General features: G+C 65.7%; 17 protein-coding genes. 8 read left to right on the top strand and 9 right to left on the bottom strand.

Annotation, left to right across the window (positions count from 1 at the left end):
• The first annotated feature begins 88 nt into the window (after nucleotides 1–88).
• Nucleotides 89–1,300, top strand: coding sequence for an HD-GYP domain-containing protein (locus GGI48_RS02125; protein ID WP_179596693.1), 1,212 nt, complete (start codon nucleotides 89–91; stop codon nucleotides 1,298–1,300).
• Between the two features lie 3 nt (nucleotides 1,301–1,303).
• Here the strand turns inward: GGI48_RS02125 and bkdR are convergent, their stop codons facing one another.
• Complete coding sequence (gene bkdR / locus GGI48_RS02130) at nucleotides 1,304–1,792, bottom strand: Bkd operon transcriptional regulator BkdR (protein ID WP_016963011.1); 489 nt, start codon at nucleotides 1,790–1,792, stop codon at nucleotides 1,304–1,306.
• A gap of 196 nt (nucleotides 1,793–1,988) precedes the next feature.
• Between bkdR and GGI48_RS02135 the strand changes: the two genes are divergently transcribed.
• The 5 genes from GGI48_RS02135 (at nucleotide 1,989) to GGI48_RS02155 (ending at nucleotide 8,302) form a co-directional block, all read left to right on the top strand.
• Entirely contained in the window at nucleotides 1,989–3,224 is a 1,236-nt protein-coding gene (locus GGI48_RS02135; RefSeq protein ID WP_016963012.1) for a 3-methyl-2-oxobutanoate dehydrogenase (2-methylpropanoyl-transferring) subunit alpha, read from the top strand.
• Between the two features lies 1 nt (nucleotide 3,225).
• Entirely contained in the window at nucleotides 3,226–4,284 is a 1,059-nt protein-coding gene (locus GGI48_RS02140; protein ID WP_047303847.1) for an alpha-ketoacid dehydrogenase subunit beta, read from the top strand.
• Nucleotides 4,285–5,583: a dihydrolipoamide acetyltransferase family protein gene (locus GGI48_RS02145; protein ID WP_179596695.1), complete on the top strand. Its 1,299-nt coding sequence runs from the start codon at nucleotides 4,285–4,287 to the stop codon at nucleotides 5,581–5,583.
• 17 nt (nucleotides 5,584–5,600) lie between these two features.
• Nucleotides 5,601–6,992, top strand: a complete 1,392-nt coding sequence (gene lpdA / locus GGI48_RS02150; protein WP_016963014.1) for a dihydrolipoyl dehydrogenase — start codon at nucleotides 5,601–5,603, stop codon at nucleotides 6,990–6,992.
• Nucleotides 6,993–7,282: 290 nt separating this feature from the next.
• Nucleotides 7,283–8,302, top strand: coding sequence for a branched-chain amino acid aminotransferase (locus GGI48_RS02155; protein WP_047303842.1), 1,020 nt, complete (start codon nucleotides 7,283–7,285; stop codon nucleotides 8,300–8,302).
• A 51-nt stretch (nucleotides 8,303–8,353) separates the two neighbouring features.
• On the opposite strand, the gene GGI48_RS02160 is transcribed toward GGI48_RS02155, so the two are convergent.
• A complete protein-coding gene (locus GGI48_RS02160) occupies nucleotides 8,354–9,190 on the bottom strand; it encodes a TIGR03915 family putative DNA repair protein (RefSeq protein WP_179596697.1) in 837 nt (278 codons plus the stop codon).
• On the bottom strand, nucleotides 9,187–10,407 hold the full coding sequence (locus tag GGI48_RS02165) for a putative DNA modification/repair radical SAM protein (protein ID WP_179596699.1): 1,221 nt from the start codon (nucleotides 10,405–10,407) through the stop codon (nucleotides 9,187–9,189). The genes GGI48_RS02160 and GGI48_RS02165 overlap by 4 nt, the downstream gene beginning before the upstream one ends.
• Before the next feature lie 176 nt (nucleotides 10,408–10,583).
• Here GGI48_RS02165 and GGI48_RS02170 point away from each other — a divergent pair, with 176 nt between their 5' ends.
• Nucleotides 10,584–11,234 carry a sel1 repeat family protein gene (locus GGI48_RS02170; RefSeq protein WP_179596701.1) on the top strand — a complete coding sequence of 217 codons (651 nt, stop codon included), beginning with the start codon at nucleotides 10,584–10,586 and terminating at the stop codon, nucleotides 11,232–11,234.
• A gap of 67 nt (nucleotides 11,235–11,301) precedes the next feature.
• Here GGI48_RS02170 and GGI48_RS02175 read toward each other — a convergent pair whose 3' ends face one another.
• The 6 genes from GGI48_RS02175 to GGI48_RS02200 form a co-directional block, all read right to left on the bottom strand.
• A complete protein-coding gene (locus tag GGI48_RS02175) occupies nucleotides 11,302–12,468 on the bottom strand; it encodes a DUF1624 domain-containing protein (RefSeq protein WP_179596703.1) in 1,167 nt (388 codons plus the stop codon).
• Nucleotides 12,469–12,631: 163 nt separating this feature from the next.
• Complete coding sequence (locus GGI48_RS02180) at nucleotides 12,632–13,429, bottom strand: transglutaminase domain-containing protein (protein ID WP_179596705.1); 798 nt, start codon at nucleotides 13,427–13,429, stop codon at nucleotides 12,632–12,634.
• Entirely contained in the window at nucleotides 13,426–14,376 is a 951-nt protein-coding gene (locus tag GGI48_RS02185) for an alpha-E domain-containing protein (protein WP_103742071.1), read from the bottom strand. Before GGI48_RS02185 ends, GGI48_RS02180 begins: the two co-directional genes overlap by 4 nt.
• 3 nt (nucleotides 14,377–14,379) lie before the next feature.
• The gene (locus tag GGI48_RS02190) at nucleotides 14,380–15,789 is read right to left on the bottom strand and encodes a circularly permuted type 2 ATP-grasp protein (protein WP_047303832.1); all 1,410 of its coding nucleotides are present in this window, start codon (nucleotides 15,787–15,789) and stop codon (nucleotides 14,380–14,382) included.
• A gap of 485 nt (nucleotides 15,790–16,274) precedes the next feature.
• A complete protein-coding gene (locus tag GGI48_RS02195) occupies nucleotides 16,275–16,775 on the bottom strand; it encodes an AAA family ATPase (RefSeq protein ID WP_016966137.1) in 501 nt (166 codons plus the stop codon).
• An 83-nt stretch (nucleotides 16,776–16,858) separates the two neighbouring features.
• Nucleotides 16,859–18,070: an EAL domain-containing protein gene (locus tag GGI48_RS02200; RefSeq protein WP_179596707.1), complete on the bottom strand. Its 1,212-nt coding sequence runs from the start codon at nucleotides 18,068–18,070 to the stop codon at nucleotides 16,859–16,861.
• A gap of 338 nt (nucleotides 18,071–18,408) precedes the next feature.
• Here GGI48_RS02200 and GGI48_RS02205 point away from each other — a divergent pair, with 338 nt between their 5' ends.
• Entirely contained in the window at nucleotides 18,409–22,011 is a 3,603-nt protein-coding gene (locus GGI48_RS02205; protein WP_179596709.1) for a transporter substrate-binding domain-containing protein, read from the top strand.
• Nucleotides 22,012–22,036: the final 25 nt, after the last annotated feature.

Genomic DNA, 22,036 nt, shown 5'->3' on the forward strand with positions numbered 1-22,036 from the left:
CAAGCGCCGGTGTGGTTCGCCAGCCAGCGGTTCCTTGCACGAGCCGCTGGCCGGCGACCAGCCGGTGCCTTGAAATGGAGTGCTGGTCATGTTGAAACACATCTCCATCCACCAGCTGCAAATGGGCATGTACATCCATCAATTCTGTGGTTCCTGGCTGGACCACTCGTTCTGGAAAGCCGGCTTCGTCCTCGACAGCCGGGAAGACCTGCAACGCCTGCAACGCTCCAACCTCAGCGGTCTGTGGATCGACACCGTCAAGGGCCGCGACCTGCCCGAGGCCAATGGCGCGCCAGCGCCAAGCGCCCCGCCACAGCCCCTGCCGGCCAGGGCGGCCACAGTGGCCACGCCCCGGGCGAGCATGGACGAGGAAGTCCAACGCGCGATCAAGCTCTGCGCCCACTCGCGCAAGGCGGTGATGGCGATGTTTCAGGAAGTGCGCATGGGCCAGGCCCTGGAGATGCAGCAAGCCGAGGAGCTGGTGGTGCAGATGAGCGAGTCGCTGCTGCGCCATCCCGATGCGCTGATCAGCCTGGCCCGCCTGAAGAGCGCCGATGACTACACCTATATGCATTCAGTGGCGGTGTGCGCGCTGATGCTGGCCACCGCCCGCCAACTGGGGCTGTCGGAGGAGTACATCCGCCTGGCGGGAATTGCCGGGCTGCTGCATGACGTGGGCAAGCTGACCATTCCCGACAGCATCCTCAACAAACCGCAGAAGCTCTCGGACAGCGAATTCGAACAGGTCAAGCTGCACCCCGAAGCCGGTGGCGCGATCCTGCGGCAAAGTCCTGACGTGGATGCGCTGGTGCTCGACGTGTGCCTGCATCACCACGAGAAAGCCGACGGTTCCGGCTATCCGCACCACTTGGCGGGCAACCAGATCAGCCTGTTCGCGCAGATGGGCGCGGTGTGCGACGTGTACGACGCGGTGACCTCCAATCGCCCCTACAACCGTGGCTGGGACCCGGCCGAGGCGATCCAGCGCATGTCCACCTGGACCGGCCACTTCGACCAGCGGGTGTTCCAAGCGTTCGTCAAGAGCGTGGGCATCTATCCGGTGGGGGCCCTGGTGCGCCTGGAAAGCGGTCGCCTGGGGGTGGTGATCGAACAGAACCCCAAGTCGCTGCTCACGCCCAAGGTCCGGGTGTTTTTCTCCACCCGCTCCAACCTGCCCCTGGAGCAGAGCGTGGTCGACCTGGCCAAGGTCCGGGGCCAGGATCGCATCCTCGCCCGCGAAGCCCCGCAAGACTGGGAATTCAAGAACCTGGAGCAGCTCTGGAACCCGCTCCCGGCCTGAGCCTCAGGTGCCCAGGGTCAGGCCGTTGGCCGGCAGCGGCAACGCGGTCTTGTAGCGCACCTGCTTGAGGGCGAAGCTGGAACGGATATTGGCCACCCCGGGCACCTTGGTCAGAAAGTCCATCATGAAACGCTCCAGGGCCTGGATGGTCGGCACCAGCACGCGGATCAGGTAGTCCGGGTCGCCCGCCATCAGGTAGCACTCCATGACTTCCGGGCGATCGGCGATGGCCTCCTCGAAGTGCTGCAAGGCCTCCTCCACCTGCTTCTCCAGGCTGACGTGAATGAACACGTTGACGTGCAGCCCCAACAGGTCGGCATCCAGCAGGGTCACCTGCTCGCGGATCAACCCCAGTTCCTCCATGGCCTTGACCCGGTTGAAACACGGCGTGGGCGAGAGATTCACCGAACGGGCGAGGTCGGCGTTGGTGATGCGGGCGTTCTCCTGAAGACTGTTGAGAATGCCGATGTCGGTACGGTCCAGTTTGCGCATGAGACAAAACAACCTTTTTTTTATGTTTATGCAGATTTTTTATCTGCAAATGATCTCAAGCGCAATGAAACAGAGATAAATATTCTCCTTCGCCCGGCCTATGATGTTTGTAGGACAAGATTTCTTTTACCCAAAGAATGACTGTCAGCTAGCGCGCCCAATTACAAGAAATCCACAAGATCGAGCGTAGAAAGCCATGACCACCGCGTATGAACCACTACGCCTGCACGTTCCCGAACCCTCGGGCCGTCCCGGCTGCAAGACCGACTTCACCTACCTGCGCCTGAACGACGCCGGCCTGGCCCGCAAACCCCCTATCGATATCGAACCCGCCGACTGCGCCGACCTGGCCCGGGGCCTGATTCGCGTGCTCGACGACCAGGGCAACGCCTTGGGCGACTGGGCCGCGGACATGCCGCTGGAGATCCTGCGCAAGGGCATGCGCGCCATGCTCAAGACGCGGATCTTCGACAACCGCATGGTGGTCGCCCAGCGCCAGAAGAAGATGTCCTTCTACATGCAGAGCCTGGGTGAGGAAGCCATCGGCAGTGCCCAGGCCCTGGCCCTGAACATCGACGACATGTGCTTCCCCACCTACCGCCAGCAGAGCATCCTGATGGCCCGGGACGTACCGCTGGTGGAGATGATCTGCCAACTGCTGTCCAATGAGCGCGATCCGCTCAAGGGACGCCAGCTGCCGATCATGTACTCGGTGAAGGAATCCGGCTTTTTCACCATCTCCGGCAACCTGGCGACCCAGTTCGTGCAAGGCGTGGGCTGGGGCATGGCCTCGGCGATCAAGGGCGATACCAAGATCGCCTCAGCCTGGATCGGCGACGGCGCCACCGCCGAGTCGGACTTCCACACCGCCCTGACCTTCGCCCACGTGTACCGCGCGCCGGTGATCCTCAACGTGGTCAACAACCAGTGGGCGATCTCCACCTTCCAGGCGATTGCCGGCGGTGAAGCCACCACCTTCGCCGGACGCGGCGTGGGCTGCGGCATCGCTTCGCTACGGGTCGACGGCAACGATTTCCTCGCGGTCTACGCCGCCTCGCGCTGGGCTGCCGAACGCGCCCGGCGCAACCTCGGGCCGACCCTGATCGAATGGGTCACCTACCGCGCCGGCCCGCACTCCACCTCCGACGATCCGTCGAAGTACCGCCCGGCCGACGACTGGAGCCACTTCCCCCTGGGCGATCCGATTGCCCGCCTCAAGCAGCACCTGATCAAGATCGGCCAGTGGTCCGAAGAGGAACACGCCGCGGTCAGCGCCGAGCTCGAAGCCCAGGTCATCGCCGCGCAGAAGGAAGCCGAACAGTACGGCACCCTCGCCGGCGGCCAGATTCCCAGCGCCGCGACCATGTTCGAGGACGTCTACAAGGACATGCCCGAGCACCTGAAACGCCAACGCCAGGAACTGGGGGTCTGAGATGAACGATCACAACAACAATATCCAGCTGGAAACCGCCATGACCACCACCACCATGACCATGATCCAGGCCCTGCGCTCGGCCATGGATGTGATGCTTGAGCGTGACGACAACGTGGTGGTGTTCGGCCAGGACGTCGGTTACTTCGGCGGCGTGTTCCGCTGCACCGAGGGCCTGCAGGCCAAGTACGGCACCTCGCGGGTGTTCGACGCGCCGATCTCGGAAAGCGGCATCGTCGGCGCGGCCATCGGCATGGGCGCCTACGGCCTGCGCCCGGTGGCGGAAATCCAGTTCGCCGACTACGTCTACCCGGCATCCGACCAGATCATTTCCGAAGCCGCGCGCCTGCGCTATCGCTCCGCCGGCCAGTTCACCGCGCCGATGACCCTGCGCATGCCGTGCGGCGGCGGCATCTACGGCGGGCAGACCCACAGCCAGAGCATCGAGGCGATGTTCACCCAGGTCTGCGGCCTGCGCACCGTGATGCCGTCCAACCCCTACGACGCCAAGGGCCTGCTGATCGCCTCCATCGAAAACGATGACCCGGTGATCTTCCTCGAACCCAAGCGCCTGTATAACGGCCCGTTCGACGGCCACCACGACCGCCCGGTAACCCCCTGGTCGAAACACCCGGCGGCCCAGGTGCCGGACGGCTACTACAAGGTGCCGCTGGACGTGGCGGCCATCGCCCGCCCGGGCAAGGACGTCACCGTCCTCACCTACGGCACCACGGTCTATGTGTCGCAAGTGGCGGCCGAGGAAACCGGCATCGACGCCGAGGTCATCGACCTGCGCAGCCTGTGGCCCCTGGACCTGGACACCATCGTCAAGTCGGTGAAGAAGACCGGCCGTTGCGTGGTGGTGCATGAAGCCACCCGTACCTGCGGGTTCGGCGCCGAGCTGGTGTCGCTGGTGCAGGAACACTGCTTCCACCACCTGGAAGCCCCGATCGAGCGCGTCACCGGTTGGGATACACCGTATCCCCACGCGCAGGAGTGGGCATATTTCCCAGGGCCGTCCCGAGTGGGCGCGGCGCTGCAACGGGTCATGGAGGTCTGAATGGGCACGCACGTTATCAAGATGCCGGACATCGGCGAAGGCATCGCGGAAGTGGAACTGGCGCAGTGGCACGTAAAAGTCGGCGACCAGGTGGTGGAAGACCAGGTCCTGGCCGACGTGATGACCGACAAGGCGATGGTCGACATCCCCTCCCCGGTGCACGGCAAGGTCATTTCCCTGGGCGGCGAGCCCGGTGAAGTGATGGCGGTGGGCAGCATTCTCATCAGCATCGAAGTCGAAGGCGCGGGCAACCTCAAGGAGTCCGCCCAGGCCGCCGCGCCGGCGGCAAAAGCGCCGGCAGCTATTAATAAGCCGGCTGCCGCGCCAGTGGTCGAAGCGCCAAGGGTGGAACAAGCCGTCGCCAGCCAGGCCGCCTGCCGTCCCGCGCCCCAGGCGCCGGTGGCGCGCCAGGCCGACGAGCGTCCCCTGGCCTCGCCAGCCGTGCGCAAGCACGCCCTGGACCTGGGCATCCAGCTGCGCCTGGTGCAAGGCAGCGGCCCGGCCGGGCGCATCCTGCACCAAGACCTGGAGGCCTACCTGGCCCAGGACAGCCAGCCGCTCAAGGGCTACTCGGCGCCGGGCACAGGTTATGCCGAACGCCACGACGAAGAGCAGATCCAGGTGATCGGCATGCGCCGCAAGATCGCCCAGCGCATGCAGGAGTCCAAGCACCGCGCCGCGCACTTCAGCTATGTCGAGGAAGTGGACGTCACCGCCCTGGAAGAGCTGCGCATCCACCTCAATGAAAAGCACGGCGCCAGCCGCGGCAAGCTGACCCTGCTGCCGTTCCTGGTGCGGGCCATGGTCGTGGCCCTGCGCGACTTCCCGCAGATCAACGCGCGCTACGACGACGAAGCCCAGGTCATCACCCGCCACGGCGCGGTGCATGTCGGGGTCGCCACCCAGAGCGACGTCGGCCTGATGGTGCCGGTGGTGCGTCACGCCGAAGCCCGCAGCCTGTGGGGCAACGCCGAGGAAATCTCGCGCCTGGCCAAGGCCGCCCGCAGCGGCAAGGCAGCCCGGGATGAACTGTCCGGCTCCACCATCACCCTCACCAGCCTCGGCGCCCTGGGCGGGATCGTCAGCACCCCGGTGCTGAACCTGCCGGAAGTGGCGATTGTCGGGGTCAACCGCATCGTCGAGCGGCCGATGGTGATCAAGGGCCAGATCGTGATCCGCAAGATGATGAACCTCTCCAGCTCCTTCGATCACCGGGTGGTCGACGGCATGGACGCTGCGCAATTCATCCAGGCCATTCGCGGCCTGCTCGAACAACCCGCCACGCTGTTTGTGGACTGAGCATCAGAGGAGCAGGCATGCAACAGACTCTCAATACTCAACTCTTGATCATCGGCGGCGGCCCTGGCGGTTACGTGGCAGCGATCCGTGCCGGTCAGCTGGGCATCTCCACCATCCTGGTGGAAGGCCAGGCCCTGGGCGGCACCTGCCTGAACATCGGCTGCATCCCGTCCAAGGCGCTGATTCATGTCGCCGAGCAGTTCCACCAGACCCGCCACCACAGCCAGGGGTCGGCCCTGGGCATCGAAGTGGCGGCGCCGACCCTGAACATCGGCAAGAGCGTGGAATGGAAGGACGGCATCGTCGACCGCCTGACCACCGGGGTCGCCGCGCTGTTGAAGAAAAACAAGGTCCAGGTGATTCAGGGCTGGGCCAAGGTCATCGACGGCAAGACCGTGGAGATCGAAGGCACCGATACCCGCATCCACTGCGAACACCTGCTGCTGGCCACCGGCTCGAAAAGCGTCAACCTGCCGATGCTGCCCATCGGCGGGCCGATCATCTCCTCCACCGAGGCCCTGGCGCCCAAGACCCTGCCCAAGCGCCTGACCGTGGTCGGTGGCGGCTACATCGGCCTGGAACTGGGCATTGCCTACCGCAAGCTCGGGGTCGAGGTCAGCGTGGTCGAAGCCCAGGAGCGCATCCTGCCGGCCTACGACGCGGAACTGACCCAGCCGGTGCTGGAATCGGTGAAGCAGCTGGGGATCAAGCTCTACCTCAAGCACAGCGTGCTGGGCTTCGATGCCGCCAGCAGCAGCCTGCAGGTGCGCGAGCCCAATGGCGACACCCTGAACCTGAGCACCGATCAGGTGCTGGTGGCGGTGGGTCGCAAGCCCAACACCCAGGGCTGGAACCTGGAAAGCCTGAACCTGGAGATGAACGGCGCGGCGATCAAGATCGACCACCGCTGCCAGACCAGCATGCGCAATGTCTGGGCCATCGGCGACCTCAGCGGCGAACCGATGCTCGCGCACCGGGCCATGGCCCAGGGCGAGATGGTCGCCGAGCTGATCGCCGGCAAGCACCGGGAATTCAACCCGGCGGCGATCCCGGCGGTGTGCTTCACCGACCCGGAACTGGTGGTGGTGGGCAAGACCCCGGACGAAGCTCGCGCCGCGGGCCTGGATTGCATCGTCAGCAGCTTCCCGTTCGCCGCCAATGGCCGGGCCATGACCCTGGAATCGAAAAGCGGTTTCGTGCGGGTGGTGGCGCGAAGTGACAATCACCTGATTGTCGGCTGGCAGGCGGTGGGGGTCGGGGTCTCCGAATTGTCCACGGCGTTCGGCCAATCCCTGGAAATGGGCGCGCGCCTGGAAGACATCGGCGGCACCATCCACGCCCACCCGACCCTGGGTGAAGCGGTCCAGGAAGCGGCGCTGCGGGCCCTGGGTCACGCCCTGCATCTGTAACCATTCAAGGGGCACACAGCACAGCGCCCAGGTAGGAGCGAGCCTGCTCGCGAAAGGGCTGGCGGGGATAGCCAAGCGTTCGCGCCGGGGCCTTCGCGAGCAAGCTCGCTCCTACAGGGGGGGTACGGGGGCTGTCTGGGGGAAAGTTTCATGAGCAGGCTAAGTTTTTTTGCGCCCCCTCCCATCGTCCGGGATGCGGTCCGCCCCCGGAATGCAGTATTGTTGTGCCCATCCAAAAAACGTCAGAAGCCTTGAGCCGTTCCGGCGGTTGTTAAGTGATAGAGGGTGTCATGGGTAACGAAAGCATCAATTGGGACAAGCTGGGTTTTGACTACATCAAGACAGACAAGCGCTATCTGTCGCACTGGCGTAACGGCGAGTGGGACGCAGGCACCCTGACTGAAGACAACGTGCTGCACATCAGCGAGGGCTCCACCGCCCTGCACTACGGTCAGCAATGTTTCGAAGGCCTCAAGGCCTACCGCTGCAAGGACGGCTCGATCAACCTGTTCCGTCCGGACCAGAACGCCGCGCGCATGCAGCGCAGCTGCGCCCGCCTGCTGATGCCGCAGGTGTCCACCGAGCAGTTCATCGAAGCCTGCAAGGCCGTGGTCAAGGCCAACGAACGCTTCATCCCGCCTTACGGCACCGGCGGCGCGCTGTACCTGCGTCCGTTCGTGATCGGCGTGGGTGACAACATCGGCGTGCGCACCGCGCCCGAGTTCATCTTCTCGATCTTCGCCATCCCGGTCGGCGCCTACTTCAAGGGCGGCCTGACTCCGCACAACTTCCTGATCTCCAGCTACGACCGCGCTGCCCCGCAAGGCACCGGCGCGGCCAAGGTCGGTGGCAACTACGCCGCCAGCCTGATGCCCGGCTCCCAGGCCAAGAAGGCCAGCTTCGCCGACTGCATCTACCTCGATCCGCTGACCCACAGCAAGATCGAGGAAGTCGGTTCGGCCAACTTCTTCGGCATCACCCACGACGACAAATTCGTCACCCCCAACTCGCCGTCGGTACTGCCGGGTATCACCCGCCTGTCGCTGATCGAGCTGGCCAAGACCCGCCTGGGCCTGGAAGTGGTCGAAGGTGACGTGTTCATCGACAAGCTCGCGGACTTCAAGGAAGCCGGCGCCTGCGGTACTGCCGCGGTGATCACGCCGATCGGCGGCATCCAGTACCAGGACAAGCTGCACGTGTTCTACAGCGAAAAAGACGTCGGCCCGATCACCCAGAAGCTCTACAAAGAGCTGACCGGCGTGCAGACCGGCGACGTGGAAGCGCCAGCGGGCTGGATCGTCAAGGTCTGATTCGCCCCCCGCCGCACCCGAGCCCGCCCCTGCTTGCCAGGGGCGGGCTTTTTATTGCCCGCTGCCAATCCGCTTGCCGCGCCTTGCTGCCACCGCACTGGCCTGGCCATCGCGCTGCTTGCCGTGGCGCGCTTGGCTGATCAACGCCGGAATCAGCGGTCCCTCCGGCAGGTGCTTCCAGAACCGGGTCGGCAGGTGCCCCTGCATGACCTTGGGGTTGAGCCGCGCCGGGTTGAAGATGTGGCTGTAGTAGGCCAGCCACAGCTCGCCTCCGGGGTCGTCGCCGGCCTGGGCCAGTTGCTGCCAGCCTGTGGGGCACTGGCGCTGGTGGTGCAGGTGCTCGCCGTCGAAATACACCCCGTCCCGGGGCGTGGCGATCATCCAGCGGTGGCGCCCCATGCGTCCGATGAAGTGCCGGCTGACCGGGGCCAGGATGTCGTGGGCCGGGTCGTGCCAGGCCACGTATTCAGGCTGCTCGGCCAGGGATGAGCGTCCCTCGGGCAGCCTGACGAAACGCACGAAGGCATGCAGGTGATGGGCCTCGCGGTCCACCTGTTTGATACGCCGCTGCAACTCGCTGCCCAGTTGATCGCCGCTGAGCATGGCCGTGCGGTCGCCATGGCTGACCCGCCACAGCACCTCGTAGAGCAGGCTCCAGCGCTGCTCGCCGCGATAGCAGGCGGCCCGTTGCAACAGCTCCAGCAGGGCCTGGGGAATGCGCGCGCGAAAGGGCCCGGGCTGTTCCGGGCAGCTCTCGTCGCTGGCAAACAGGTCGGCCTCCTGCTCCCCGGCCCAGCTGACCCGGCTCGGGTCGATGGAATGACTGAGCAACCAGCGCGCCTGCTGGCGCCAGGTGTCGAACAGGTCGTCGCAGTCCAGGCTGATCATCCCCAGAGCCCCATCTGCTGCGGTTGTGGCCGGTCCCGCAATTGCTGATAGAGCAGCGCGCTGCTGGTTTCCGCCTGCTGCGGGTGATAGTCGCTGGTGATGAAGAACGGCTTGGCCTTGCTCAGCACACAGCGCATGCGCGCCAGGTCCTCGAAGCGGATGCGCCGCTCGCGGCGTAGCTCCACCAGGCGCTGGGTAGTACGCAGGCCGATCCCCGGAATGCGTGAGATCAGCGCCGGCTCGGCGCGGTTCAGGTCCAGGGGAAACAGGCTGCGGTTGTCCAGGGCCCAGGCCAGCTTGGGGTCGATATCCAGGGCCAGGTGCCCCGGCCCCTTGAAGAGTTCGTTGGCGCTGAAGCCATAGCCGCGCAACAGGAAGTCGGCCTGGTACAGACGGTGCTCGCGCATCAGCGGCGGCGCGGCCAGGGGCACGCTTTTCGGGCTGTTGGGGATCGGGCTGAACGCCGAGTAATAGACCCGGCGCAGGCGGAAATTGCCGTACAGCGCCTCGGCGCTGTGGAGAATGGTGCTGTCATCGGTGTCGTCGGCGCCGACGATCATCTGGGTGCTCTGCCCGGCCGGGGCGAAACGCGGCGCCCGGGGCTCGTTGAGCACGGTCTGCTCGCCGGTATAGATGGTGCGCATGGCCTGCTTGATCGAGCCCAGGTGTTTTTCCGGGGCCAGGGTCTTGAGGCCCTGGTCGGTGGGCAACTCGACATTGACGCTGAGGCGGTCGGCATAGCGCCCGGCCTGCTCGATCAGCAGCGGGTCGGCGTCGGGGATGGTCTTGAGGTGGATATAGCCGCGGAACTCGTGCTCCTCGCGCAGCAGCCGGGCCACCCGCACCAGTTGCTCCATGGTGTAGTCCGCCGAGCGGATGATCCCCGAGCTGAGGAACAGCCCGCTGACGCAGTTGCGCCGGTAGAAATCCAGGGTCAGGCGCACCACTTCCTCGGGGCTGAAGCGCGCCCGGGGCACGTCGCTGGAACGGCGATTGACGCAGTACTGGCAGTCGTAGAGGCAGAAATTGGTCAGCAGCACCTTGAGCAGCGAGACGCAACGCCCATCTGGCGTATAGCTGTGGCAGATGCCCATGCCATTGCTCGAACCCAGCCCGCTTCTGCCTTCGGAGCTGCGCTTGGGCGCGCCGCTGCTGGCGCAGGAAGCGTCGTACTTGGCGGCATCGGCGAGGATGCTCAGCTTGTCGATCAGTTGCATGGTCGGGCCCGGATACTGTTTTTATATACAGTACAGAGTAAAACCCCGGGACCACAAGAGAGTGGCCGCAGGCAAAATGAAAAAAACCTCTCGCCACCCCACCGGCAGCCTGGAGCTATTGCTGAAAATCCTTAAGATACGCCCGCTCCCAAGACCTCTGGAAAGGACTCTGCCCCATGCCTCGTCACTACCGTTTCTGCCTGTTCGGCATGGCCCTGCTGTCGAGCCTTGCCGCCAATGCCGCGCCCACCGACCAGGCACTGATCGACGCCCTGTACGCCAAAGTCCAGGCCCGGCAGGACTGGCAAGCCCAGGCCAGGCAATGCCCCGGCGACAACATGCCGGCCAGGACCGCGACCCGGGCCACGCAGGCCAACCGCTGCGACACCCCGGAGCAGCTGGGGGCCTGCCTGCAGCGCTGCGAAACCGGCGACGGCAACGATTGCTACTGGCTGGCAACCACCCTGCAACAGGCCAAAGGGCCCGCCGCAGGCTATGAACCGCTGTACCAGCGCGCTTGCAGCCTGGGCCTGGTTTCCGGCTGCACCAACCGCGCCGCCGGCATGCTCACCGCCGACGCCGACAACCAGGCCACCCGCCACTGTGCGGTGCAGACCTTCAACAAGGCCTGTGAGCTGAATGATCCCTGGGCCTGCACGATGTACGGCTTCCACCTGAGCCGGGGCATAGGCGTAGCGCCCGACGCCGATCTGGCACTGAAGGTGCTGGATAAATCCTGCAAGTACGGCCCCGCCGACCCGGCCTGCAGCGGGGCTCGCCAGTTGCAGGAAGAGATCCGCGAGGCCATTCGCGCGGCGCGGCCCTGACAGCCGTCGAGGGGATGCTTTCGCCGGTCAGCCGGCTCCAGCGGGAAACACGCCGGCGAACCATCCCTCAAAAGTACTTCAGCCATCCCAGGTCGCGGCGCCGCGCCTTGAGCCGGGCGAAGGCGCGCACCGGCGGGTAAAGCAGCACCGCCAGCAGCGGCGTGATCAGCCACAGCCAGCCCAGCGAATCGAAGCCGAAATAGGCCCCATGGTTGCGCCCCAACAGCGCCACGGCCAACAGATACAAGCCCTTGAGCACATACAGGTGCAACAGGTAGAAGAACATCGGCGCGCCACCCAATACCCCGAGCACCGCGACCCAACGGCGTTCCTGGCAGCGCTCCAGGGCGCGCAGCAAAAGCAGCCCCACGCCCAGGGTCAGGGCGATGAACAGCAGCGACGGTGGGTACTTGGTGATATTGAAGAAGCTCATCAGGGTTTGCACCCAGCTGTCGCCACTGACCCAGGGCCGCTCGCCATAACCGTTGAGCAGACGCAGCAGGACAAACCCCGCCAGCGCCGCCAGCCCGCACCGCAGCAACCCGCGCTGGCGCCGCTGGCTGTCGGTCTCGGCGGCGAACCACGGCCCCAGCACATAGCCCAGGCCGATCACGCCGATCCACGGCAGCAGCGGATAGGAAGTGCGCAGGCGCAAGGCCTCGCCGAATTCGATCCAGCCCCGGTCATGCAGGATCGCCCAAGGCACATGCAGCGCCTCGCCCGCGGCGAAATGCACGCCATCGAGCAGGTTGTGCCCGCCGATCAGCAGCAGGCTCAGCGCCAGCAGCACGGCGCGCGGCAACCACAGCAGCGCCGCCAGCGCCAGCATGCTCAAGCCGATGACCCAGATCACCTGCAGGTAGATCACGCTCGGCGGGATCTGCCCGGTCCAGGCGAAGTTCACCAGGGTCAGTTCCAGCAGCACCAGGAACAACCCGCGCTTGAACAGAAAGGCGCTGGCCTCGGCCCGATGGCCGTGCTTGTGGGCGAACAGGCTGGCCGAAAGCCCGGTCAGCAGGACAAAGACCGGCGCGCACAGGTGTGCCAGGGTGCGGCTGACAAACAGCCCGGGCTCGGTAGTGGCGACGTCCATCGGGTCGCTGACCTGGCGGTGCAGAAAGAAGGTTTCGCGGACGTGGTCCAGAAGCATCAACAGCATCACCAGCCCGCGCAGGGCATCGATGCTCAGCAGCCGGGAGCCCGGGCGGGTACACGTATCGGACAAGGCACTCATGAAAAAGCCATCACCACCTGAAGTTCAAAGAAACGGCGCCGCTCGGGGAGCGGCGAAAGGCCGTTACTTTATAACATCAACTGACAATGGCCAAAGGCTCGATCCAGCGGCACCCGTGGGCGGGCTGTCCCGCGCGGTGCCGGCTCAATGACGGCAACCGGCACTACTGGTGCTGCACCTGCACCATCGAACTGACCTGGACCCGGGCCAGCATCTGCTCCGCCCCTCCCCCACGCCGCATGCCGCGCACCGGGCAGGCATCCAGGTAATCCAGGCCCACCGCCAGTTTCAGGTGCCGCTCGGGGCGGGTCAGGCGGTTGGTCACGTCGAAGCTGTACCAGCCGTCGTCGAGCCAGGCTTCGGCCCAGGCATGACTGGCCAGATGGCTGGCGTCCTCGGTGCACAGGTAGCCGGACACATAACGCGCGGGAATCCCCAGGCTGCGGGCGCAGGCTAGGAACGCGTGGGTATGGTCCTGGCAGACCCCGGCACCGCCGGCAAAGGCCTCGGCCGCGGTGCTGCCGACTCCGGTGGCGCCGGGGCTGTAGGGCATGTGCTCGGCCAGGGCCTGCATCAGCTCGGTGAGCGCGGCGCGGTCGCGCCCTTCGCCGCAGTGGCGCCGGGCAAACTCGCAGAGGGCCGCGTCGGCCTTGCTCAGGTGGCTGGTGCGCAGGAACGGCAGCGGCGACTGGCTGTCGCCTTCCACCTCGCGGCCCTCGTCGATCTGCACTTCGCCAAAGGCGGTGAGGATGATGGCGCCATGGGGCTCGTCGAGGGTCATGACGTGCAGGATGTTGCCGTAGGGATCGCGCTGGGCGCGGACCCGGCGTGGCAGTTCCAGCTGCCACTGCAGGACCCGCTGGCACTGGCTGTCCTGGGGCGTCAGGCGCAGGAACTGGATGCTGGTGCAGACTTCGTCGGCGTAGCTGTAGGTTGTGTCGTGGCGAATGGACAGTTTCATACCACCTCCAGATAGGATTCGTGCACGGTCTGCCCCAGGTGGCGGATCTGCCCGATGCAATCGGTCAGCCACTGGTGCAGGCCGGAGTCGAGAATCTCCTCGATCCCGGTGTAGCGCAGGCGGGCATTGAGTTCGGCGGCCAGGCGCTGGGCCGGGCGGCCGTTGTCGCCCGGCAAGGTGGCCAGGAGCTGGTCCAGTTCCTCGACACAGGCCAGCAGGGAGCGCGGTACGTCGGCGCGCAGCAGCAACATCTCGGACACCTGCTCGGCCCCCGGGGCATTGCGGTAGATCTCGTTGAACGCCTCGAAGGACGACAAGGCGCGGAGCAAGGCGCTCCACTGGTAGTAGCCCCGGGCCGAATCGTCGCTGACCTCCTCGGACTCCTCGCCGAACATTTCGTAGCGTGCGTCCAGCAGGCGCAGGGTGTTGTCGGCGCGCTCGATGAAGGTCCCCAGACGAATGAAGCGGTAGGCGTCGTTGCGCATGATGGTGCCGGCGGTGGCGCCGCGAAACAGGTGCGAGCGCTCCTTGACCCATTCGCAGAACTGACTGATGCCGTAGCGCCCCAGGCCGTTGGCGGCGATGTTGCGCATCTCCAGCCAGGTGGCGTTCATGTTCTCCCACATGTCGGCGGTGATCCGCCCGCGCACCGCGTGGGCATTGCTGCGCGCCGCCCGCAGGCAGCAATAGATGCTACCGGGGTTGGTGTCGTCGAGGGCAAAGAAGTGCAGCATGCGCTCGCTGTTGAGTTCACCGTAGCGCTGGTTGTAGTCGTCCAGGGTGCCGGCGGCCAGCAGCGACATGGACAGTTCGGCATGGCCGTCGCCGCGCCCGGCCTGGGGCATCAGCGACAGCGAGTAACTGACGTCGAGCATGCGCGCCAGGTTCTCGGCACGCTCCAGGTAGCGGGACATCCAGTACAGGTCCGCAGCGGTTCTTGAGAGCATGGTTCAGTCCTCCACTACCCAGGTGTCTTTGGTACCGCCGCCCTGGGACGAGTTCACCACCAGCGAGCCCTCGCGCAGCGCGACGCGGGTCAGGCCGCCAGGCACCAGGCGGGTTTCCCGGCCGGACAGGACGAACGGCCGCAGGTCGATGTGCCGCGGCGCGATGCCGTTTTCGACGAAGGTCGGACAGGTCGACAGCGACAGGGTCGGCTGGGCGATATACGCCTCGGGACGGGCCTTGAGCCGGGCGCGGAACTCCTCGATCTGGGCCGCCGTGGCCGCCGGCCCCACCAGCATGCCGTAGCCGCCGGAACCCTGGGTTTCCTTGACCACCAGGTCCGGCAGGTTGGCCAGCACGTGGGACAGCTCGGCGGGGTTGCGGCACTGCCAGGTGGGCACGTTCTTGAGGATCGGCTCCTCGCTGAGGTAGAAGCGGATCATCTTGTCCACGTAGGGGTAGATCGACTTGTCGTCGGCGACCCCGGTGCCCACGGCGTTGGCCAGCACCACGTTACCGCAGCGGTAGGCGGCGATCAGCCCGGGCACGCCGAGCAGGGAGTCGGGGTTGAACGACAGCGGATCGAGAAAGGCGTCGTCCAGCCGGCGATAGATCACATCCACCGCCTGGGCCCCGGCCGTGGTGCGCATGAATACCCGGTCGTCACGCACGAACAGATCGGCCCCTTCCACCAGTTCCACGCCCATCTCCCGGGCCAGGAACGCATGCTCGAAATAGGCGCTGTTGAAGCGTCCCGGGGTCAGCACCACCACCGTGGGATGGTCCAGGGGGCTGGCGCTTTTCAGGGTTTCGAGCAGCAGGTTGGGGTAATGGTCGATGGGCGCGATGCGCTGGGCGGCGAACAGTTCGGGAAACAGACGCATCATCATCTTGCGGTCTTCGAGCATGTAGCTCACGCCGCTGGGGGTGCGCAGGTTGTCCTCGAGCACGTAGTAGCTGCCGTCGCCATCGCGCACCAGGTCCACCCCGGCGATATGGGCGTAGATGCCGCGGTGCAGGTTCAGGCCCTGCATGGCCACCTGATAGCCCTCGTTGGCCAGCACCTGTTCGGCGGGAATGATGCCCTCCTTGATGATCCGCTGGCCCTGATAGATATCGGCCAGGAACAGGTTCAGCGCCTGGACCCGCTGCACGCAGCCGCGCTCCACGGTGCGCCACTCGCTGGCCTTGATGCTGCGGGGAATGATGTCGAAGGGAATCAACCGCTCGGTGCCCTGCTCGTCGCCGTACAGGGTGAAGGTGATACCGGCGCGATGGAACAACAGATCGGCTTCGCGCCGCCGCTGCTCCAGAAGCTCCAGGGGGGTGTCCGCCAACCAACGGGCGAACGCTGCGTAATGGGGTCGACACGTGCCGCTGGCAGCGTACATTTCATCGAAAAAAGCGCGGGACATAGCCAACTCCTTGCCGTGATGCAAACGGCTTCTTATCTGAACCCTGTGTGTACCTAACCCGGCTTTGCCCTGGCAGGGATCCTGGCTCCCTGACCGTGAAAACACCTCCTCAGTGCTGTGTCGGGGCGGCCCCTGCCGCCCTGGTGAAACAGCGGTAGCAATCGCTATGCCGCAAATCCGCAAACAGCGGACAAAGCGCCGCCGCGCGCCAAAAATGCTCAATAAGCGACATTAAGTTTCATAAAAGTGACCCGGCCACCCCGAACCAGACCGACCTTGGACCTGTTCAAGAGCGCTCGGACGCCACCGGGGGGCAACGGGCGCGGGCAGAATCGGTGCACAAAGCCCGACAGCGGATTTTCTTGCCCCGTAACCGGGAGTTTTTTCACCCAATCCTGCTCACAGCGGCCGTTGCGCCCCTGAGCAATGACTGTAGCTGCACCATTGAGGTTCAAAGCAAAAATCGGCGCGGGCGGCCCCGGGCCTCAGGGGCGCGCCGGCAAGCTGGCCAGAATCACCGCCACGGCCTGCTCCGGCGTCAGCCGCGCGCTGTCCAGGCGCAGGGGCGGCGACGCCCAGGCCTGATACTCGTGGGTTTGCACTGATTGCCAGTCGGGCGCTTGCAGGCCCGGTACATCCAGTTGCCGGGTTTCGACCCGCCGGCGATGCTCCAGCGGATCGCCACAGTGCACTTCGATGTCCAGCAGCGCGACCCCCAGCCTGTCCGCCAGCCGGCGCCAGGCTTGACGACTTTCGGCCACTGGATTGACGCAGTCCGCCAGCACGCTATTGCCCAGGGCCAGGTTGGCCTCGGCCAGTTGCAGGGCGATCTGGTAGCCGCCCTTGCCCACCTCGGGCAGGCCGGCGTCGCGCAAGCCCTGCTCGATGCTGTCGATGCGCAGGTAGGTGGCCCCCAGGTGCGGCACCAGGGCACGGGCGATGGTGGTCTTGCCGGTGCCCGGCAAGCCGCTGAAGACGATGAGCATGCAAGAACCTGCCTGAATCAAGGGGCCCACAGCTTCGCCACAATGGCCGCCCGCGTCCAGCGCAACGGCTCAGCAGGCGACCCTCAGGGCGCCTGCTGCGACAACTGCTCGGGCGCCCCGCGCGGCCAGGCCAGCAACTCGCTTTCCGACATCGGCCGGGCATACCAGTAGCCCTGGCCCAGCACGCAGCCCATGTCCAGCAGCAGACGCCGCTCAAGCTGGGTTTCCACGCCCTCCACCACCAGGCACATTTCCAGGCTGCTGGCCAACGCCAGGGAGGCTCCCACCACCGCGCGACAGCGCGGCTGGCGCACCAGTTCGCGGACGAAATGCGCGTCGAGCTTGATCTGGTTGAACGGCAGCTCGCACAGGCGCTGCAAGGAGGAATAGCCCGCGCCGAAATCGTCGATCGCCAGGTTGCACTTCATCATGCGCAGGCGCACCAGGTTTTCCAGGCTGATGGCCGGGGCCTGCACCAGCCCGACCTCGGTGATCTCGAAACTCAGCAAGTGCGGCGGCACCTTATGCCGTTCGAGGGCCTGGCGGATATGCCCGACGATGTCGCTGCAGGCCAGTTGCCGGGGCATCAGGTTGAACGCCAGCTCCAGCTCTTCGCCCTGATCCAGCAGCCGCCGCTGCAAGGCCATGCTCTGATCGAGCTGCTGATGAAACACCCGGTCCAGCAGGCCTTCGGCCTCCAGCTCAGCGAGAAACGCCGCCGGCGCCAGCACGCCGCGCTGCGGATGGAGCCAGCGCACCAGCACCTCGGCGCCACGGCAGGTGGCCTGCTGCAAGTCGAACTTGGGCTGGTAGTAGGACACGAACTGCCCCTGCTCCACGCCCTGCAGCAGCTCTTGGCGGTTCACCGGGTCGAACTGCCGGGGCGGCGGCGCGGGGGGCTGCTGGTAGTGGCGCAGTTGATAGAGTTCGAGCATCGCCTGCAGGGCCGCCAGTTCCGCCGGCTTGCCCACATCCCCGAGCACGATCAGCCCGTGCAGGCTGATCATCTGCAGCACCGCGCGCCGCAGGTCGGGCTCGATCAGGCTGTAGAGAATCACCGCCCGCACCAGTTGCTCCTCGCTGGCCCGGCGCAGGAACTCCAGGCCGTCCATGCCCGCCATCTGCAGGTCACAGAGCACGATGTCCGCCGCGCCGCGGCTGCGCAGCAGCTCCAGGGCGCAGGTTCCGTCGAACGCCGCCAGGGGCGCCACCACACCCAGGCGCTGCAACTGCTCCAGGACCAGCAACTGCTGCACCGGGTGATCTTCCAGAACCAGTATCTTCAAGGTATTCAAGCGCGGCTCCAGGCTCAGCGACGACCGCCGAAATGCTGCCGATGACAGGGCCGCCGACAGCGTTCAGCACAGCCATCGGCCTCCCACGGGAAGCTTACGAATAAAAACAAGCGTATCGCTAACCGCAAGCCGGTCAAGGCAGCGCCCTGACCTTCGGTCCGCCCGTGCCAGCGGTCTTGCCCGAGCCCCCGCAACCCGGGAAAATAGCCGCGTTTGGCGCCGTTCCTTGATCTATATTTACCTCCAGCATTGGCGCTCAGCCCTTGTCCGGCTGATGACGCAGCCTGCCACTTTGCTCTTCGATCCACCCTTGTGCCGTTCCTCGATCAGGAGCCCTGATGCTTCGTTTTATCCTGCCCATGCTGATGTCGCTGGCGTGCCTGCCGGCCATGAGCGACACCCCTCCCACCCTGCAGCTGCTCAATTATGAATCCCCCCATCACCACCAACTGTCCCTGACCAGTGACGACTGGCAATGGTTGCGCAACAAGCGCGAGCTGGTGCTGGGCACCGCGCAGCAAAACCTGCCGCCGCTGGAAATGGTCAACGAAACCAAGGAGTACGAAGGCGTTACCGCCGACTACATCGGCCTGCTGGCCGACGCTCTGGGGGTGAAGATCAGCGTCCGTGCCTACGACACCCGCGAGCAGGTGTTCAATGCCCTGGCCAGGGGCGAGATCGACCTGATGGGCAGCGTCACCCAGGACGAGGCCCGGCCGCGGCAGCTGCTGCTCAGCCAGAGCTACCTGGTCAATCGCCCGACCCTGGTCGCCCGCCTGGGGGATTCGCCATCGCTCAAAGGCGGCTTGCAGGGACGCCGCCTGGCCATCTCCCAGGACACCATCAGCCTGCTCGTGGCCCAGGCCATGTACCCCCTGGCGCGGATCGAAACCTACGGCAGCGCGGATGCGGCCATGGCCGCCGTGGCCTTCGGCGATGCCGACGTGCTGCTCAGCGACGCTGTATCGGCGCAGTTTCTGATCTCGCGTAACTACAGCGACTACCTGCGGATCATCTACAGCGGCCCGGCCAGCATCTCCGGCTTTGCCTTCGCGGTAAGCCCGGACAACCGGCAACTGCAGCATTCGCTCGACGCCGCCCTGCGCGCGATCCACAAGGAGCAGGACATCAGCATCCGCAATCGCTGGGGCGACCGGCTGCTGCTGAGCATGGAAAAAACCAGCCTCACCCCCGAAGAACAGCGCTGGATCGAAAAGAACCCGGTGGTGCGCATCGGCATTCACCGCTACCTGCCGCCGATGTCCTACTTCGACGCCGACGGCAATTACCTGGGGATTACCGCCGATCTGCTGGCGATGCTGGAGGCCAAGACCGGGCTGACCTTCGAAATCACCCCGCTGCCCAGCTTCAAGGACCTCAACGACGCCGTGCACGAGGGTCGGGTGCAGATGGTCGCCGATCGGTCCCGCACGCCCGAGCGCGAAACCTACCTGCAGTTCACCCGCCCCTACCTGGTCGGGCCCTACATGCTGATCACCCGCGACGCCGCCGACGCACCGAAAAGCCTGGAAGACATGGCCGGCAAGACCCTGCTGATCGGCAGCGGTCACGCCCTGGTGGCCCTGCTGCGCCAGCGCTATCCACAGATCCGCATCAAGGAGGTGCAGACCAACTTCGAAGCCCTGTCCCTGCTTCGCGACCACAAGGCCGACGCCGCGGTGCAGGCGGAAATCGCCGTCAGCTTCAACCTGCCGCGCATCAAGGCAGACCAGCTCAAGGTCCGCTCGGCCCTCAACCTGCCCTTGCTCAACGAGTCCTTTGCCGTGCGCCGCGACCAGCTGGAACTGTTCAGCATCATCGACAAGTCCCTGCGCAGCATTTCTCCGGACGCCATCACCGAGCTCAACAATCGCTGGCGCTCCAAGGCGGCCGTCGCGCCCCCCTCCTGGCGCGACTACCGCACCACCTTGTACCTGGCCGGCGCGGCGTCGATCGTGCTGCTGCTGATCGCCCTGGCCTGGGGCTACGCCATGCGCCGCCAGGTCAGCCAGCGCGAACGGGCCGAGCATGCCCTCAACGACCAGCTGCGCTTCATGGACGCGCTGATCAACGGCACGCCCAACCCGATCTACGTGCGCGACCGCGACCGGCGCCTGGTGATCTGCAACGACAGCTACCTCAAGACCATGGGCACCGATCGCCAGAGCGTGCTGGGCAGCAACCTCGAACAACTGGCGGTGCCCGAGGCCGGGCTGTTCGCCACCGACTTCCAGAGCATCCTCGACGGCGGCCCGCCGCTGCTGATCGACCGCACGGTGCACATCCGCGGCCAGCAGATGCAGATCTACCACTGGATGCTGCCCTACCGCGATGCCCAGGGCGAAATCCTCGGCATCATCGGCGGCTGGCTGGACATCAGCGAACGCCAGCAACTGCTGAATGAACTGACCCAGGCCAAGAACGACGCCGACAAGGCCAACCGGGCCAAGACCACCTTCCTGGCCACCATGAGCCATGAAATCCGCACCCCCATGAGTGCGGTGATCGGCATGCTCGAACTGGCCCTCAAGCGCGCCGACCAGGGTCAGCTCGACCGCCCTTCAATCGAGGTGGCCTACAGTTCGGCCCTGGGTCTGCTGGAACTGATCGGCGACATCCTCGACATCGCGCGGATCGAAAGCGGGCGCCTGAGCCTGAGCCCCGAGCGGGCCAATCTGCGGGATCTGGTGGAATCGGTGTTCCGGGTCTTCGATGGCCTGGCCCGGCAAAAGGGCCTGCGCCTGGAACTGGACCTGGACAGCAGCGCCAGCGGCGACGTGCTGGTCGACCCGCTGCGCTTCAAGCAGATCCTCTCGAACCTGGTGAGCAACGCCATCAAGTTCACCGAGCGCGGCAGCGTGCAGATCCGCCTGCAGGCCGAGCGCGACGACCCGCAGACCCTGCCCCTGCAACTGACGGTGCGGGACACCGGCATCGGCATCGAACCCGAGGACCAGCAGCTGCTGTTCCAGCCTTTCAGCCAGGTCCCCGGACAACACCAGAACGCCCGCTCGGGGACCGGGCTGGGGCTGGTGATCTGCCGCACCCTGTGCGAAATGATGGGCGGCCAGTTGAGCCTGCAAAGCCAGCCTGGGGTCGGCACCCTGGCCCGGGTCCAGCTGCAGCTGAGCCGACTCGAACCCCTGCCGGATACACCGGCGCCGGTGGTGCAGGACAGCCTGCCGCCGGCCACCCGGGCGGCGTTGCACATCCTGGTGGTGGACGACAGCCAGGCCAACCGCCAACTGCTCTGCGAGCAACTGCGCTTTCTCGACTACTCGCTGAGCCAGGCGCAGAACGGCGCCGAAGCCTACAAGCTGTGGCTGCGGGAAACCTTCGATGTGGTGATCACCGACTGCAACATGCCGGTGATGAACGGCTACGAACTGACCCGGCAGATTCGCCTCGCCGAGCAGATCCAGGGACGACCGCCGGCGCAGATCCTGGGCTTCACCGCCAACGTCCAGCCCGAGGAACAGCAACGCTGCCTGGACGCCGGCATGAACGGCTGCATCTTCAAGCCCATCGCCCTGCCCGAGCTGGATCGACGCCTGCGGCAGTTGCAGGCACTGCCGCGCACCCAGCTGAAAAGCACCAGCCAGCGTTTCGACATCCAGCAACTGGACCACCTCACCGGCGGCAATCCCGACTCCATCCAGCGCGTGCTCAAGGGCTTGCAGCAGAGCAACCAGCAGGACCTGAAACAGATCCGCGAGCGGCTCGCCAGTGCCGACAGCAAAGGGGTCGCCGAGCTGGCCCACCGCATCCATGGCGCGGCGCGGATCATCCAGGCCAAGGCCCTGATCGATGAATGCGAATACCTGGAAAAGGCCTGCCGCGAAGGCGCCAATGCCGATCAGATCAAGGCGGCATTGACGCGCTTGGAGCAGGCCATGCTCGGGCTCGACCGCGACTTGCTGCAGGCCCTGGAGTCCGATTGACCGGCCCCAGCGGCGCCCGGGCGAG

Origin of the sequence: Pseudomonas protegens (assembly GCF_013407925.2) — a bacterium.
Classification (GTDB): domain Bacteria; phylum Pseudomonadota; class Gammaproteobacteria; order Pseudomonadales; family Pseudomonadaceae; genus Aquipseudomonas; species Aquipseudomonas fluorescens_AP.

Excerpts from the sequence above, each read along its gene's own strand:
- GGI48_RS02135 (WP_016963012.1), top strand. The coding sequence starts at position 1,989 with ATGACCACCGCGTATGAACCACTACGCCTGCACGTTCCCGAACCCTCG.
- GGI48_RS02160 (WP_179596697.1), bottom strand. The coding sequence starts at position 9,190 with ATGATCAGCCTGGACTGCGACGACCTGTTCGACACCTGGCGCCAGCAG.
- GGI48_RS02190 (WP_047303832.1), bottom strand. The coding sequence starts at position 15,789 with ATGTCCCGCGCTTTTTTCGATGAAATGTACGCTGCCAGCGGCACGTGT.
- GGI48_RS02205 (WP_179596709.1), top strand. The coding sequence starts at position 18,409 with ATGCTTCGTTTTATCCTGCCCATGCTGATGTCGCTGGCGTGCCTGCCG.
- GGI48_RS02125 (WP_179596693.1), top strand. The coding sequence starts at position 89 with ATGTTGAAACACATCTCCATCCACCAGCTGCAAATGGGCATGTACATC.
- GGI48_RS02165 (WP_179596699.1), bottom strand. The coding sequence starts at position 10,407 with ATGCAACTGATCGACAAGCTGAGCATCCTCGCCGATGCCGCCAAGTAC.
- lpdA (WP_016963014.1), top strand. The coding sequence starts at position 5,601 with ATGCAACAGACTCTCAATACTCAACTCTTGATCATCGGCGGCGGCCCT.
- GGI48_RS02145 (WP_179596695.1), top strand. The coding sequence starts at position 4,285 with ATGGGCACGCACGTTATCAAGATGCCGGACATCGGCGAAGGCATCGCG.
- GGI48_RS02140 (WP_047303847.1), top strand. The coding sequence starts at position 3,226 with ATGAACGATCACAACAACAATATCCAGCTGGAAACCGCCATGACCACC.
- GGI48_RS02155 (WP_047303842.1), top strand. The coding sequence starts at position 7,283 with ATGGGTAACGAAAGCATCAATTGGGACAAGCTGGGTTTTGACTACATC.
- GGI48_RS02195 (WP_016966137.1), bottom strand. The coding sequence starts at position 16,775 with ATGCTCATCGTCTTCAGCGGCTTGCCGGGCACCGGCAAGACCACCATC.
- bkdR (WP_016963011.1), bottom strand. The coding sequence starts at position 1,792 with ATGCGCAAACTGGACCGTACCGACATCGGCATTCTCAACAGTCTTCAG.
- GGI48_RS02170 (WP_179596701.1), top strand. The coding sequence starts at position 10,584 with ATGCCTCGTCACTACCGTTTCTGCCTGTTCGGCATGGCCCTGCTGTCG.
- GGI48_RS02180 (WP_179596705.1), bottom strand. The coding sequence starts at position 13,429 with ATGAAACTGTCCATTCGCCACGACACAACCTACAGCTACGCCGACGAA.
- GGI48_RS02175 (WP_179596703.1), bottom strand. The coding sequence starts at position 12,468 with ATGAGTGCCTTGTCCGATACGTGTACCCGCCCGGGCTCCCGGCTGCTG.
- GGI48_RS02185 (WP_103742071.1), bottom strand. The coding sequence starts at position 14,376 with ATGCTCTCAAGAACCGCTGCGGACCTGTACTGGATGTCCCGCTACCTG.